This is a genomic window from Micromonospora sp. NPDC005194, from assembly GCF_040608335.1.
Classification (GTDB): domain Bacteria; phylum Actinomycetota; class Actinomycetes; order Mycobacteriales; family Micromonosporaceae; genus Micromonospora.
On the sequence record NZ_JBEXIA010000053.1, the window covers coordinates 18,240 to 32,669 of the forward strand.

Here is a 14,430-nt window from a genome sequence, read left to right on the forward strand (position 1 = left end):
GACAAACTTAAAGCCCTGACCAGCGTTTCCGCTGGTCAGGGCTATTTGCCTGTCGGGACGGCCGGATTCGAACCGACGACACCTTGACCCCTCGCTTGAGTTGGCTGACGGGCCGGCAATCCGGCGACGGCAGACCCATTAGACCCCTGACCTGGGGTCGCGGTCCTCGGTGTCGCTGCGGACGTTTGTGCCTCCGGCCGGCGGGAAGGCACCGGCGGAGGAGAGGAGATTCGGAGGCGCCGTTGCGTAATCGGATCGGCGGACGTGTTGAACCCTGGTCGGGTCCGCGGTCAAATCGCCTGGGCGAGTTCGGTGAACGCAGCGGCGACCCGCAGAGTGGGCGGGGCGTCGACGGCGAGTTCGTAGTGGCCGCGTCGTAGGTTCTGCATGAATGCGTGCCCGGCGATGATCACCTGCGCTGTCTTGTCCGTCCGTAGCCCGCGCATCGATCCCAACCGGTGTTTGAGCCGACTGTGATCAGCTTCGATCGGATTGTTCGCGTACCGTTCGACGTGGTGCCACGCGGACGGGATCAGCTCGTCGAGCACGCCGGGGTAGACCGCCGCGGCGTCGGTGACGACCTCGCCGGGTGTCACCTTCAACGTCGACAGCGCTCGTCGGAAGAACCGCCGGGCCGCGCCGGAGTCTCGGCGGGCCGAGACCAGCACGTCGATGACCTGCCCGTACTGGTCGACCGCCCGGTACACGTACCGCCACACTCCGTTGACCTTGACGTACGTTTCGTCGACGAACCACCTGTCGCATGGTGAGTGCCGGCAGAAGTGGGCGGCGTCGGCCAGCAGCGGCGTGAACCGCTGCACCCACCGGTAGACCGTGACGTGATCGACCTCGACCCCACGTTCGGCCAGCAGTTCCTCAACATCGCGATAGGACAGGTTGAACCGCAGATACCAGCGGACCGCGACCACGATCACCTCCGGCGGGAACCGGAAGCCGGCGAACGCGGACGTCGGAGGCGGCCATGGGTCAGGTCGGGTCGACGACTTCACTGCTCAAGTCTGCCTCGATCTTGGCGACTGCTCAACGCAACGGAGCCGTTGACCCAGCGCGACGACGGCGAGCGCGCCCCGCACATCGTCACCCTCGACCCGTCCCCGGAGCTGGAGGAGTTCATCTCCGGCCTGGACGAGCGCGTCGAGCGGATCCGCAACCGCCAGGTCGAGCCCCAGCAGGACAACATGCTCAAGGTCTCCGGCGAGGCCCGCGCCGCCTCCCTGGACCTGCGGCTCATCGGCGAGCAGCAGACCACTCCCGGCAAGATCGACGCGGCGGCGGAGCGGATCGCCGCGATCTGGCGCGACACCCGCGACACCGTCTACCTGGTCGACCCCGACGCGGCCGACCCCGTCCCGCACCCCACCCCGGGTGCGCTGCAGATCGTCTTCTGCGACCAGTCCACCCCGAACCCCGAGCGCTGGAACGCCTACAACGCCCTGACCGAACTGCTCGTCGAGCGGGGGATGCCCCGGGAGAAGATCCGCTACATCCACGAGGCCGACACCGACGCCAAGAAGGCCAGCCTGTTCAACGCCTGCCGCTCCGGCGACGTCGCCGTGCTCATCGGCTCGACCGCCAAGATGGGCGTCGGCACCAACGTGCAGGCCCGCGCGATCGCCCTGCACCACCTGGACTGCCCGTGGCGCCCGGCCGACGTCACCCAGCGCGAGGGACGCATCCTGCGCCAGGGCAACCAGAACCCCGAGGTCAGCATCTACCGCTACGTCGTCGCCGGCAGCTTCGACGCCTTCTCCTGGCAGACCGTGGCCCGCAAGGGCACCTTCATCGACCAGATCATGCGCGGCACCTCCGCCCGCGAGATCGAGGACGTCAGCGACGAAACCCTGCAAGCGCACCAGATCAAGGCCATCGCCACCGGCAACCCGCTGCTGATGGACCGCGAGCAGGTCGCCCAGGACCTCACCCGCCTCGAACGCGCCGACCGGACCCACCACAACACCCAGGCGGCGCTACGCCGGCCGGTCGGCGAGCTGAAGGCGTGGATCACCAAAGACACCCGCCGCGTCGAGGTGCTCGACGACGTCATCGCCCGACGCCAGGACACCCGCGGCGAGAAGTTCGCCATGACCGTCGCCGGGCACCGGTTCACCAAACGCGCCGAGGCCGGCCGAGCCCTGCAACACGCCCTGACCGCCACCGCGCAGGGCGTCGCCTCCACCGACCGACGCGAAGCCGCCGGCGTCGCCCAGCTCGGCGGCTTCGGCGTCGACGCGGTGTTCTGGTCCGGCCGCGACGGCATGCTCGTCGCCCTGCGATTCGACGGAATACCCGACTCCTCCACCACCATCGGCCTCACCTCCGCCGTGGAGGGCGACCCCACCGGCCTCGTCCGCCGCCTGGAGAACCAGCTCACCGACCTGGACAGCACCCGGACCACCGTCCAGGCCCGCATCGCCGGCCAGCACGAAGAGATCGCCCGGGCCACCGAGCAGCTCGACCAGCCGTTCCCCCGCCGCGACGAGCTACTCGACACCCGCCGCCGGCTCCGCGCGATCAACGCGGTCATCGACCTGATGGCCGACACCACCCCACCACCCTCGGCTGCCCCGCCCGCCGTACCCGTCACGGTCGACAACTGGATGCCGACGGAACTGCGCGACAGCCTGACCCCCGACGAACAGGCGTGGCTGGACCGGCGCGTGCAGCACGTCACCGGCCGCGGCACCGTCCAGGACGCGGCCCGCACCACCGACCTGGACGCCTTCTCCGCCCCGTTCGACAAGGCACTCACCCACGCCCTCGCGGACCCCGGTAACACGGAGATGGCCGTCGCGGTGATGCTCAAGTGCGACGACCCGGCCTGGCGCCAGGCCCTCTACAGCGCCGCCGGGCAAGCCGTGCACCAGGCAGTCCGGGCCACACCGCCGCCGGCGTCGGCTGCGGGCTCGGCGACGCAGCGCGGCAGCGAAGCGGACCAGTCCAAGGCAGTCACCCCGCTGGCGCCGGCCGCCATCATCGCGGCCACGACGCCGGCGGATCGGGCGCTGCTCGACGCCTGCACTCAGCAGGCCCTGCGCGTCGACGCCGTCCAGGCCGCCGCGCGCGCAGATGACCAGACCGCCTTCAGCACGACGTTCGCCGCCGCGATGACCACCGCCATCGCGCAGCTCGACGACCCCGCCCACGTGGTCCGCCTCGCCGACCTCCACGGCGATCAGGCGTTCCGCGAGGGCCTGACCAACCTGGTCTGGGACAAGCTCACGCCGATCCCGGCAGCGGAGCGCCAAGCTGTCCCCTCTGCCACGGTCGACGCGGCCTCGGTCGCCGCCAAGGCGTTCCTTCCCACACCTCGCGCGTCGACAGGCGCCTCGGCCGCTGCGCCCATCTCGCCCGCCCCGGCCACCGCCCACCGGGCCGCCGATAACGACCACGTCCGCTGAGGGGTTCACCGCCCCACGATGGTGTGGAACATCATCAGCGCACCCCCGGCAGCACCGCCGCCCCAGAGCACAGCCGATGGGACAGAATGGTCGGTCAGGTACGACAGCCCGCCGGCGAGCACGCCGACGACGAGTGCGAGGAGCAGCACGACGGCGGCACGGACGGTCAGCAGTGGGCCGGGGGGCGACGGTGTCACGAAGACCTCCGATTCAGGTGGTGAATGACGCCCGGCTGTAGGTCCACATCGGGGGGACACCCCACGCGCACGACCGGTTTGAGCTGCGGAAAAGGTTCACAGAAAGAGTTTGAGAAGTCCGTGGGGTGGCCGCCACGGACGCACCTACAAGGGGTCGTCTTCATCGTCGGTCGCGACTGGGCGGGAGCTTGCGAGTGCGCAGGCGCGAGCGGCGATGAAGCCGACCCCATGCGTCACCGGAGCTGCGCCGGCGCCGGCCGGACCGGGTCGGTCCTAGGGACCGGACCCGCGGGCTCCGGCGCCGCGACGGGCTCCGGCGCCGCGACGGGCTCGGGCGGTACGACCGCGGGGCCGACCTCGCCGCGCAGGATCGCCTGGTGCAGCCGGCGCAGCTCCGCCCCGGGGTCGGCGCCCAGCGCCTCGGCCAGCCGGTCGCGCAGCCGGGCGTAGTGCTCCAGCGCCTGCGCGCCCCGGCCTGCGGCGGCCAGGGCGTGCAGCAGCGCCGCGGCGACCGGCTCGTCCAGCGGCTGCTCGTCGGCGAGCCGGGTCAACGCGTCCAGCGTGGCGGCCGGGTCACCCTGGCGCAGCAGCGCCCGCGCCCACAGCACGGTCGCGTCGGTGTGCTGGCGCCGCCACTCCTGCCGTACCCGGGCCGCCCAGTCGCCGGGCAGGCCCGCCAGCGGTTCACCTCGCCACAGCTGCAGGGCGCGGTGCAGCAGCTCCGCCCGGCGCGGGTCGTCGTCGGCCAGCTCGCAGGCGCGCTGCCGCAGCACCCGGAACCGCTGCCCGTCCACGGTCTCCGGCGGCAGGTCCAGCAGGTAGCCGCCGGAGCGCCGGCGGCGGTCAGCACCCGGCGCAGCCGGGCCAGGTAGACGTGCAGGTTGTGCCGGACCCGGTTCGGTGGCGCGTCGTCCCAGACGCGGTCGATGAGGGACTCGGCCCGGACCGGCCGGCCGACGTCGACGGCCAGCGCGGCGAGGACCGCGCGCTGCCGGGCCGCGCCGGCCTCGACGAGCCGGCCGCCGGCCCAGACCTCGACCGGCCCGAGGATCCGTATCTCCATCTGCCGCCGTCCGCCCCGTCGCCGGTCGCCCCAACCCCTCGGCACCGGCGGATTGAGGTTCCGGCAGGAATCCGTCGACCTTCCGCGCAGATCATCGTTGGCACAGCGACACCTCTCAATGTGATGTCGGCAACTCGACTCGCGGCCGGACCGGCCGCGACGCGACCGGAAGGTGCACGGACATGCGTAGGAACCTAAAGAGGCTGGTCCCCGCGGTGGTGGGGGGCGGAAGCGCGCCGGCGGCGCCCCCCCGCATCGAGCCCAGTGGCCCATTCGCCCCAGCCTTCGAGGGAGATCATGTGAGACCCCACCGTCTATCGCGAGCGGTAGCCGCACTGGCTGCTGCGGCCACGGTTCTCGTCTACGCCATTGCGGGCGCGGCTCCGGCAGCGAGCGCCGCACCCGCACCCTCAGCCCCACAGGTCGACCTAGCCGCTCTTGCGGCTGCCACTCCAGTCCCGGCCTCACAAGCCTTTGCGCAGCTCGAGGCCCGCAAGGCTGCTGCGAAGGCCGCCGGCCTGGCCGCATCGTGGGTCTGTGAGTCAGTTACCTTCAAGTCGGGCAATTTCTACGTGTCGGCCGAGTTCGGCTGGACTGGCAGCGGCGCTGGCATGCTACGGGCAAGATCCCAGACCGTGGGGCCTTGGGAAACATTTGGGATGTGCTGGGACGGCGCCTACTACGTGATCACCCCGCTCTACGAACCGAGCGGGAGAGAGCTGTACGTCGCCACGGAAAAGGATTACAAGTCCAACGACTACGGCATGCTGCGAGCCCGGAGTGAAGCCATCGGAACCTGGGAGCAGTACACAATCACCTGGTACGGGTCCGGGCCCGACTACATCTCGATCAAGGCGCGCGCGAACGACCGGTACGTCGCCGCGGAGCGCCAATGGACCGGCGACCGTTTCGGCATGCTACGCGCCCGGTCGACCTCGGTTGGCCCCTGGGAGCAGTTCAAGTGACCGGATAGAAATCCCTGCCGCAGTAAGGTCGCCCGCAGCCGAGGTCGTTGACGTTCAGTCAACGAACTCGGCTGCGCGCACGCGGCCGGTCAGTCCGATAGGGCGGCTGGGGGCTCCGCCGTGCCGCGGCCGCCGACGTCCGTGGGCGCTGTCCGCGGCGTCCGCGGCTGGCGGCAGCGAGCGGTTTCGGCCCGCACCGCGTTCAACTCCGTCATCCGCTACATGCCGTCGGTCACAGATTTTCCGTGATCACCCAATCGCTACCCCGTGAGGCAAGCGCAGAGCGAAGCGCCCGCACCCTGGGCAGGCGCGGGCGCGTCGTCGTCTCCGGGTCAGAACACGATGATCGGGCCACCGCCGGCGAGCCCGGCGTACAGGCCCGGCTGCCCGGTCAGCACGTACCCGCCGCTGTCGACCGCGGCGAGCAGCGCACTCGCGGCGTCGAGCCGGCCGACCGTGTCGTAGACAACGGCCAGGGCCCGCCAACTGAGCGGGTCGACGGTGAGCACCTCGACGGCCGGGTGGTTAACCAGCAGATCGAGCCGGTCCGCGTCGGCCGCCCCACGGGACGCTTCCGCGAGGCACATCACCGGCACGCCGACGACGCAGTCCTCGTCGGCGACTTCGGCGATCACCTCGCCCACATGGATCGACTCGCGGCAGAACGCGAGGACGGCGGAGGCGTCGAGGACGATACGGACGGGGCGTTCGTTCACGCGGCGCGGGCGGGCAGGCCGAGCTGCGCGCGCAGCTCGGCGTCCAGCTCCGGCGTCCACCGCCGCTTGGCCTCGCTGAGCCGCTCCCGGGCGCGGGCCTTGCCCTCCGGGGTGACGACGATGCCGGCAGCGGCGAGGACGTCCTCGCTGCGCGCGCCGGTGTCGGGGCTGCTGTTGGCCATGCCCGCAGGATACCCCCTGTTCAGGGTGGCAGTCACCAGCAACGCTACCGGCGGGCTGGTGCTATTGGTGCTGGCGGGGCAGATGTGGCGGCCTCGGCACGGCCTCTACCGGCTCGGAGCCTCGGCGATCATGCCCGCAGAAGGGGACCGCGGCGGTGCCGGCGGCACCTCGGTCGGCCGGCCCACCGACGCGGCGTCGGTAACAGCGGCCGCGGTCGACTGAGGGAATGCCTGGGCCGCGAGCTTCGCCCCGCTCACATCGCGACCACCGGGCCCGGCAGATGTCTGGCAGGCCTCGGGGCGGTCGCCGCGAGCGCCCTCCTCCCTGCCGCCGCCCGTCTCCCGCCATTCACCGTCAAGGGTGACGCCGGGGCGGTCCCCGTCGTCACGGACCTTGCCGTCGGCCTGCGCCGCTGGCCGCCGCCTGCTCCGGCCGGAACATCCTCGCCGCGTACCGGTGGGCGGTCAGCCCCCGTGACGACGAACCGGCGATGCTGCTGCGCGAGCACGGCTTCGCGCTGCCCGCCGACGCGGTCTCCGGCGTGGTCAACATGCCCGACAAGACCCGGGGCGGCATCTACGCCGGCGCCCAGAAGATGCTCATGTGCCTCACCGAGCCCGCCGTCACCGCCTGGGTGACACCACCGACCCGTGGCGGGGTCCGCGAGTTCGACCCGACCGCGTTCGTGGTCAGCACCGACGTGCTGTACCTGCTCTCCCAGGGCGGCCCCGGCTCCCCCGCCCCGCTCGTCGCCGCCCTCACCGACGCCGTCCTGCGCGCCGGCGAGCTGCGCGCCCGCGCCTCAGCCGGCCGACGCCTGGACCCGCCCCTGCTGAGCATCCTCGACGAAGCCGCGAACATCTGCCGCCTGCGGCAACTGCCCAACCTCTACTCCTACTACGGCTCCCACGGCCTGCCGATCATCACCATCCTCCAGTCCTACCCCCAGGGCGTCGACGTGTGGGGACGCGAGGGCATGCGCAAACTCTGGTCCGCCGCCAACGTCCGCACCTACAGCGGCGGCGTCGCCGACCCCGATTGGCTCGAAGAGCTGTCCAAGCTCATCGGCGAACACGACGTCACCACCCGGTCGACCAGCAGCAGCGGATCCGGATGGGGCCAACGGTCGGTCTCGCACGCCACCCGCCGCCAACGCATCCTCGACGTATCCGACCTACACGCCCTCCCTCGCGGCCGGATGGTCGTCTACGCCTCGGGCGCTCCGCCCGCGCTCGCCCGCACCGCCCCCTGGCAGGACGGTCCCTACGCGGCGGCGATCCGCGCCTCGATCGCCCGCTGGGACCCCACCGGCCGCACCGACTGGACCCTCACCCCCGACGTCCCACCGGAGCCCCTCGTATGACCACCCCCGCCACCGACCCGGCCGCCGAAGCCGTAGCCGACCTCAGTGCGCTGCTCGGCCAGCTCGCCGGCGACTCGGCACCGCCCGCTCCCGAGCCGCCCGTCAACGAGCAGGCCGCTGCGGAGCCGGTGTACCGCAACGTGGAGGCGTTCGTCGGGGACTACCTCGCCCACGTCGTCGAGCGGCGCCTCGCCTCCGGGCCGGACTCCGGGCTGAACTGGTGCCCCCGCTGGTGGGCGCACCCCGAGGCGATCTCCCGCTTGTATGCGCTGTGGCGAGCCTGGGAGACGCTGCGGGTCAGCGACCCGCAGACCGGCATGAGCATCTGGTGGCGCGACCACCTCGACCCACACCTGGCCGCGCTGACCGCCGAGTACGGACCGTTCAACCGGTGCGGCCCGAACAAGCACACCGAACCCCGCCCCCTGCCCGTCGAGCTGGCTCCACCAGAAGTCCTCGCTCAACTCCCCGACGCCGACAGCACCTGATTCCATGGCATCGCCGGCGCCGGGCCAACCCGACTGGCCCTCACCACGGACAATGGAGACATGGACACCGTCGCCGAGCTGACCCTCATCCGGCACGGACAGAGCCTGGCAAACGTGGCCTTCGCCGACGCGCACGCCCGAGGGCTGGCCGACCACGGCCTAACCGGTCGAGACGCCGACATCGAGCTGTCGTCGCTGGGATGGAAGCAGGCCGCCAGCCTCGGTCACTGGCTCGCCGCTCTACCTGTTCACCGCCAGCCCCAGGTCGTGGTCTGCTCCCCCTACGTCCGTGCTTCGCAGACCTGGTCACAAGCGGCAGAAACCGCAGCGCAGGCGGGTGTCGACTACCCCACCGCTGTCGTCGATCACCGCCTTTGCGACCGGCTCATGGGCGACCTGGAGCTACTGACGCCCGCCATGATCGCTCAACGGTTCCCCGCGGAGGCAGCCCGGCTCGCGGCCGAAGGCGAGTTCTCCTATCAGCCTCCCGGTGGTGAGTCGTTCGCCGACATCGCTCGACGCCTGGCGGCCGTGCTGGCAGAGCTGAACACCAAGCACGCGGGCCGGCGCGTCCTGCTCGTGGCCCACGACGCCGTGGTCGTGGTCATGCGCCACCTCATCGAAGGCCTCACCTTCGAGGAGATCGCCGCCATCGTTGCGACGACTCCCGTGGCGAACACGTCGATCACCCGGTACGACGGCACCGCCGGCGGTCTCACGCTGGTGGAGTTCGCCGCGACCCCGCACCTCGAGTCAGGGAAGGACGAGCATGCCTTCGTCGGCAAGTGACGAGTCGGTACTGGGGCGCCTCACCCCATCACCGCTGACCCCGGAGCAGCTACACGATCACCAGATCACCCGCGATCTGATCGCCCAGGTCCTCGCGGCCCAGTCCGCTCGCCGCTACGAGCTGGAGCAGACCGGCGGTGACCAGGGCGTCCTGGAGCAGGTCATCACGTCCCAGAGCCGTCTCGCGCAGGCACTGCGGGATCTCGATCCCGCCGACATCGACGAAGTCGCCCGGCTTCGTGAGGAGTGTGTCGCGGTTCTGCGTGAGGCAGCGGCTTCATCAACATCAACATGGACTTCTACAACCCGATGCACCCGAGCTTCCACCGGTGGCAGACCGAGGACGAGACCACGGCCAGCGCCAAGGTTCGACCGGACGGGGAACGCTGGTGGAACAAGGCCCAGCAGTACTCGATCGACAACCGCTGCCATGTCGTCCTCGAGTCAGCCATGCGCTACCCCAGTGAGTTCGAGGACATCGCCCGCCGGTTCCACGACGCCGGGTACCGCGTCGAGGTTGCGATCGTCGCGGTACCTGAAGCCCTCAGCCGCCTTGGCATCCTCCACCGGTACTGGAGCGAGGTCCAGGAGGTCGGCCGCGGCCGACTGATCGACACCGCCGTCCACGACGAGTGCTACCGCGGCGTCATCCGCGGCGCCCACGCCGTCGACACCCAGGACCTGGCGCACGTCGCGTTCGCGTTCCGGCGCAACGGCGAGGTCGTCTACGCCAACACCACCACCGCCACCAGCACCTGGCAGCGCCCACCTGCACTCGCGGCCGCCGTGACCGCGGAACACGAGCGCCCCTGGACAGCCACCGAGCGTGCCTGGTACCTCAGCAACTCCCTGCAGCTACGCCGGGTCATCGATCCGGGCTGGCACAGGGTGCTCGACGCCATCGACGCTGCAGCGGCGCCGCTGCTGACCAGCTCGCCTGCCGATCGTGCCCGGGTGGCAGCCCTGGCACTGCGTGGCAGCACTCGCGATGCGATCCAGCGCCCGGCGGACTTGCCGAGCACCCCGAGGACGAGCCCAGCCATTGACCGGCCAGCGCTCCCTCACCAGCCCGGCACTGCCCGGTGACACCACGTCCGCCACGGCCTACGCGACGGGCTGCGCTCAGGCGACGTCCTCGTGCCCGGCTCGCGCCGGTACCGATCCGGCATCGTTCCTACTCACGCCGCAGCAGTGGGTGCCGCAGAAGGTGGAGTTCTGCCACCTGGTCGGCAAGCCCGACGAGGCCGACGCGTTCCGTTAGCAACCCGTCCAGCGACAATTGGCCCTTGTAGGCCGTTAACGCACTCCAGCACCATGTCCGGGCCACTCTCGACCATGGAGGAGGATCATGACGGATGATGTCCGCCCGATCCGGGCGGCGGGGAAAGCGGCGGGCGGCGCCGCAGGCCCACCCCGGCGGGCACGGCCCGTCCGCCTCAGCACTGCTGTCCGGCTACTCTGTCGCGGCCCGCGTGGACGGCCTGGCGGCTCGGCCCGTGTCGCCGAGCCAGGGACGACGCCCGAGCCAGGGACGAGGCCGGCGTGACCGACACCATCGCGAGGATCTCCGCGCGGTGGTCGCCGAGCGTCGAACTGCTGGCGACCACCACCTACAAGCTGATCCGGCCGTTCGAAGCGGTGGCCCTGTTGCTGCAGGCCACGAATCTCATCGCCAGCGCAGTCAACGACCGGTACCGATCCTTCGGGGTGCCGGTGGTGCTGGCGCTCGGCGTGGTGCACCTGGTCCTGGCCGGCATGGTGCTGCGGCACCGGGGGCCGTTGACCCGGGGCCGCACCTGGGCGGCGGCGTGGATCGTGATGATCTTCGTGGTGCAGATGCTGCTCGCCCACCTGCTCGCACCGGGTGACTTTGCGGCCTCCGGTGTTGGCGTTCCGATGGGGAACTACGCGCTGATCCCGCTGGCGGTGTTCGCGTTCTACCCGTGGGGCGGGTTCCGCGATCTCTGGCGGCGCAGGCTGATCGAGGCCGCGCTGATCGTGGCCATCGTGCTGCATCCCCTGCTGATCCTCGGGCTGATGCACCGATGGCAGCTCACCGCCGCGCACGTACGCAGTGTTGCGCTCTACGCCGGGTGGGCCCTGGTGTGGTTCCTGGTCGGTAAGGGGATGGCCAGGCTGTGCCGCATCGCCGTACAGGTGGAAACCGAGGGCCTGGCGGCCGGCTATGCCGCGACTCTGGGCGACTTGCACACCCACGCCGAGCGGGCCGCCGAACAGATTGAGGCCGGGGGTGACGCCCGCCGGGTCGCCCAGGACCTGCGACTGGTCATCGCCACTCGGCGCAGGCAGCTGCTGCTGCAGGACGAGCACGCCGGGGCGGTCGACATCTTCAAGAACGCGATTCGGGCACACGGCGACCGGCTGCGGCTGCTGTCCGGACCGGCCCTCGGCGGCCTGACCGTTCCCCGCGAGCACGCGGTACTGCTCGACCAGGGACTGGCCGACCTGCTCAAGAACGTCGTCGTGCACGGCGGCGGATCAGTGGAGGTGGACTTCGCCGTGGTGGACTCGACCATGACCCTTGACGTGCGCGACCACGGTCCCGGCCTGGACCCCGAACGGTTCGACGCGCCGGGCAGCAGCCTGCAGCGGCTACGCCGCCGGCTGATCGAGCGGGGCGGCGAGCTGCGGCTACTGCCCGCCCCGCCCGACGGCGGCGCGGCCGTGCGCCTGACGCTTCCGCTCCAACCGCGCAGGTGACTGCCGTGCGGATTCTGGTGGTGGAGGACATGGGAATTGCGGGCGTCATGGCGCACACCGAGCTTGCCCAGGCGATGCCGTGCGAGCCGGTCGTGGTCCCTGATCCGGTCGCGGCGCTGGATCGCCTGCGGCGGGAGCGCTTCGACGCCGTGGTGGTCGACATGCTCTTCCAGTCGCACTCCGATGAATTCGAGCGGCGGCGGCGCGAGGGCAGGGTGCGGCTGACCGACGCTCGGCTGCACCTGAGCGGGCTGGCGCTGCTGCGGGCGGCCGGCACGGCCGGGACGCCGGCGGTGCTGTGGACCTCGGGCGAGCCCAACCGGCGGTTGCACATCACTTTCGCCCACGAACACTTCGCGTGCCGCGGAATGTGCCCCAAGGACAAGGGCAAGCTCGCCGCGGCGGTGCGGGCGGTGGTGGCCGGCCGCGAATACGTGGACCCGATCCTGCGGATGCACCTGCCGCCGAGATCCGCCCCGACGCTGCGGGAGACGTTCTTCTCCTCTGAACCGCGGCGGGCCATGTGGCGCGCGATGGCGCTGGGCATGCACCACCATGCCCGGATCGGCCAGGCCGTCGGCGTCAAGAGCGGCGCGGTGCGACGCAGTGTCGAGGAGATGCGCAGCCGGCTGGTTGCCTTCGATCCGGGCTGCTCGGACGAGGGGCCGCCCACCGCGGAACTCGTCCGTTACGCGAGCCAAAACTGGGAGTTCTTCCTGGACGACACGGTGCGGGAGGTCTTCCCGTGACCGCGGCCGACCGCGACGGCCGGCGGCGACGGGAGACCTGGATTCCCCGCGCCGCCCTCGTCGTGCTCCCGGCCGCCTGGGTCGCGCTTGCGGCGACCCTGCCCGCGTCGGCGGACCGCGACGTGACCATCGACGTGTTCTGCACCTCCGGGAACCCGGTGGTCGGCGTCTGGATCGAGTCTCGCTCCGGCGGCTCGGGGTTCGCCCGGCGGGGCGACGCCGGGAGCGCGACGTCCGTCCGGTACACCTTCAAGCAGAAGTTCACCGATGCCTACCAGGCTCGCGTTGGCTGCGGCGGCAACCAGCAGCAATGGGGTCTGACGGTCGTGTCGTCCTACAGCGACCGCCCCTACCGGCGCCTGGCCTGTGACGATGCCGACGACGCAAGGGCTGCGGCCAACGGCTGCCGCGACCAAACGGCCTGACCGTCCGGAAGCGACATTTGTCCGCTGTACCGGCGGCTCCAGACGACGAAAGTTCGTGGTGCAGGGGGACGCGAACGGCGAACCCCCCACCCGATAGGAGCCGATCAGATGGACAGGACAGCACGGCGCGCACTGCGCGCGGGCGGCCAGGCGGCAGTTGTGACGGCGATCACCGTGGCCGCCGCCGTGAGCACGGCGAACCCGGCGGCCGCCGGCACCGTCAACGGATGCGCCCAGAGTTGGTCCGTAGATTACCCGGGGACCTGCATCTGGGTCGACACTGGCGAGAAGCGCGCCGACCACACCCAGTGGGTCAGCCAGATCAAGATCCAGAAGCCTCGCCAGGGTTCCTCCGGCTTCCTGGAGGGCTGGGCTGGCGACGGTCCCACCGGCGTCGCGTGGTACCGGTCGGGCAACGGCGAGACGGTGACGTGGCCGATCAACAAGTGGATCAAGACGGACTCCGGCATCTGCGGCGCCTACACCTGGCCCGGGTCGTCCGACCGCTCGATCGCCTGCATCACCATCAAGGCCTGACCCGGGCCAGGGCTGGAAGCTCGTACGGCCGGTCCGGCTTCCTGGCCGGACCGGCCGCCGGCCCACCAACCCAGCCGCGCGGCGCCGTGAGTCGAACGAGTAATTCGCTCGACCGGCCGCCTCGCCGACGCCACACTCACCTTCCCACCTGCGGCCCAGATAGGGACCTCATGCAGACGATCACACCACGCCACGCGCCACGCCGGCATCGCGCGCCGTCGCATGCCGCCACCCCCGTCAGGATCGGCGCGCGAACGACGGCGTTCGCCGCCACGCTGACCGCTGTGCTCGCCGGCATGGTCTCGTCGGCGCACGCCGACACCACGGCGGACCGCACGGAGCAGCGCCGCTACGTCGTCGAGACCGTGAACCTGGGCAACGGCCAATTCATGCAGCGCAAGACTGACTTCGCCCGAGCCGGCTGCATGCCGGACGACGACTGTCGCAAGCCGTCGCCCTACAACAGGTTCGACTGGGGAACGGACAGCTGCAGCCCGCCCACGTTCGCGAGCTGGCGCAAGCTCTTCGACCAGGCCTGCCAACAACACGACTTCGGATACCGCAACCTCGGCAACGGTCTCGCTCTCGCCCGTGACGAGAACACCCGCAAGTGGGTCGACGACCGGTTCCGCACCGAGATGAAGGCCATCTGCAACTACCGGTTCAGCGACTGGACCCAGTACGCCAATCTGCAGGCCTGCTTCAAGGAAGCCGACACCATGAGCCTTTTCCAACCTGATCTTGCAGGTCAGGGACGGTGTGCGTAGCCCGGTGATCGATGAGGGCGAGGCTCCAGGTAAGACAGCAAATCGACC

The 14,430-nt window shown here is 70.8% G+C and carries 17 protein-coding genes and 1 pseudogene; 12 read left to right on the forward strand and 6 right to left on the reverse strand.

Annotated features, from left to right (window positions below):
• Window positions 1–290: 290 nt before the first annotated feature.
• Window positions 291–1,010, reverse strand: coding sequence for an IS6 family transposase (locus tag ABZU53_RS29465; protein WP_355068791.1), 720 nt, complete (start codon window positions 1,008–1,010; stop codon window positions 291–293).
• Between the two features lie 48 nt (window positions 1,011–1,058).
• On the opposite strand from ABZU53_RS29465, the gene ABZU53_RS29470 reads away from it, so the two are divergent.
• Window positions 1,059–3,419, forward strand: a complete 2,361-nt coding sequence (locus ABZU53_RS29470) for a helicase-related protein (RefSeq protein ID WP_355068793.1) — start codon at window positions 1,059–1,061, stop codon at window positions 3,417–3,419.
• Between the two features lie 5 nt (window positions 3,420–3,424).
• Here the strand turns inward: ABZU53_RS29470 and ABZU53_RS29475 are convergent, their stop codons facing one another.
• The 3 genes and pseudogenes from ABZU53_RS29475 to ABZU53_RS29485 form a co-directional block, all read right to left on the reverse strand.
• Entirely contained in the window at window positions 3,425–3,616 is a 192-nt protein-coding gene (locus tag ABZU53_RS29475; RefSeq protein WP_355068795.1) for a hypothetical protein, read from the reverse strand.
• 233 nt (window positions 3,617–3,849) lie between these two features.
• Complete coding sequence (locus ABZU53_RS29480) at window positions 3,850–4,410, reverse strand: bacterial transcriptional activator domain-containing protein (RefSeq protein ID WP_355068797.1); 561 nt, start codon at window positions 4,408–4,410, stop codon at window positions 3,850–3,852.
• A 50-nt stretch (window positions 4,411–4,460) separates the two neighbouring features.
• Window positions 4,461–4,952, reverse strand: a pseudogene (locus ABZU53_RS29485) (winged helix-turn-helix domain-containing protein); the annotation flags it as partial.
• Between the two features lie 26 nt (window positions 4,953–4,978).
• Between ABZU53_RS29485 and ABZU53_RS29490 the strand changes: the two are divergent.
• On the forward strand, window positions 4,979–5,644 hold the full coding sequence (locus ABZU53_RS29490) for a hypothetical protein (RefSeq protein ID WP_355068798.1): 666 nt from the start codon (window positions 4,979–4,981) through the stop codon (window positions 5,642–5,644).
• Between the two features lie 332 nt (window positions 5,645–5,976).
• Here the strand turns inward: ABZU53_RS29490 and ABZU53_RS29495 are convergent, their stop codons facing one another.
• Complete coding sequence (locus ABZU53_RS29495; protein ID WP_355068800.1) at window positions 5,977–6,360, reverse strand: hypothetical protein; 384 nt, start codon at window positions 6,358–6,360, stop codon at window positions 5,977–5,979.
• On the reverse strand, window positions 6,357–6,542 hold the full coding sequence (locus ABZU53_RS29500) for a hypothetical protein (RefSeq protein WP_355068801.1): 186 nt from the start codon (window positions 6,540–6,542) through the stop codon (window positions 6,357–6,359). The genes ABZU53_RS29495 and ABZU53_RS29500 overlap by 4 nt, the downstream gene beginning before the upstream one ends.
• A gap of 25 nt (window positions 6,543–6,567) precedes the next feature.
• On the opposite strand from ABZU53_RS29500, the gene ABZU53_RS29505 reads away from it, so the two are divergent.
• From ABZU53_RS29505 to ABZU53_RS29550, 10 genes are all read left to right on the forward strand, one after another.
• Entirely contained in the window at window positions 6,568–6,765 is a 198-nt protein-coding gene (locus ABZU53_RS29505; RefSeq protein WP_355068803.1) for a hypothetical protein, read from the forward strand.
• Window positions 6,766–7,033: 268 nt separating this feature from the next.
• Window positions 7,034–7,906, forward strand: a complete 873-nt coding sequence (locus tag ABZU53_RS29510) for a TraM recognition domain-containing protein (protein WP_355068805.1) — start codon at window positions 7,034–7,036, stop codon at window positions 7,904–7,906.
• Entirely contained in the window at window positions 7,903–8,394 is a 492-nt protein-coding gene (locus ABZU53_RS29515) for a DUF4913 domain-containing protein (protein ID WP_355068807.1), read from the forward strand. The genes ABZU53_RS29510 and ABZU53_RS29515 overlap by 4 nt, the downstream gene beginning before the upstream one ends.
• A 60-nt stretch (window positions 8,395–8,454) precedes the next feature.
• Entirely contained in the window at window positions 8,455–9,183 is a 729-nt protein-coding gene (locus ABZU53_RS29520) for a histidine phosphatase family protein (protein ID WP_355068809.1), read from the forward strand.
• Between the two features lie 279 nt (window positions 9,184–9,462).
• Window positions 9,463–10,269, forward strand: coding sequence for a zeta toxin family protein (locus tag ABZU53_RS29525; RefSeq protein ID WP_355068820.1), 807 nt, complete (start codon window positions 9,463–9,465; stop codon window positions 10,267–10,269).
• Between the two features lie 456 nt (window positions 10,270–10,725).
• Window positions 10,726–11,904 (forward strand): ATP-binding protein, encoded by a 1,179-nt coding sequence (locus ABZU53_RS29530; RefSeq protein ID WP_355068811.1) that lies wholly within the window; start codon window positions 10,726–10,728, stop codon window positions 11,902–11,904.
• A 5-nt stretch (window positions 11,905–11,909) separates the two neighbouring features.
• The gene (locus tag ABZU53_RS29535; protein WP_355068812.1) at window positions 11,910–12,653 is read left to right on the forward strand and encodes a response regulator; all 744 of its coding nucleotides are present in this window, start codon (window positions 11,910–11,912) and stop codon (window positions 12,651–12,653) included.
• The gene (locus ABZU53_RS29540; protein WP_355068814.1) at window positions 12,650–13,078 is read left to right on the forward strand and encodes a hypothetical protein; all 429 of its coding nucleotides are present in this window, start codon (window positions 12,650–12,652) and stop codon (window positions 13,076–13,078) included. Before ABZU53_RS29535 ends, ABZU53_RS29540 begins: the two co-directional genes overlap by 4 nt.
• Before the next feature lie 108 nt (window positions 13,079–13,186).
• Window positions 13,187–13,615 (forward strand): hypothetical protein, encoded by a 429-nt coding sequence (locus ABZU53_RS29545; protein WP_355068816.1) that lies wholly within the window; start codon window positions 13,187–13,189, stop codon window positions 13,613–13,615.
• Window positions 13,616–13,785: 170 nt separating this feature from the next.
• A complete protein-coding gene (locus ABZU53_RS29550; protein ID WP_355068818.1) occupies window positions 13,786–14,382 on the forward strand; it encodes a phospholipase A2 in 597 nt (198 codons plus the stop codon).
• Window positions 14,383–14,430 lie beyond the last annotated feature (48 nt).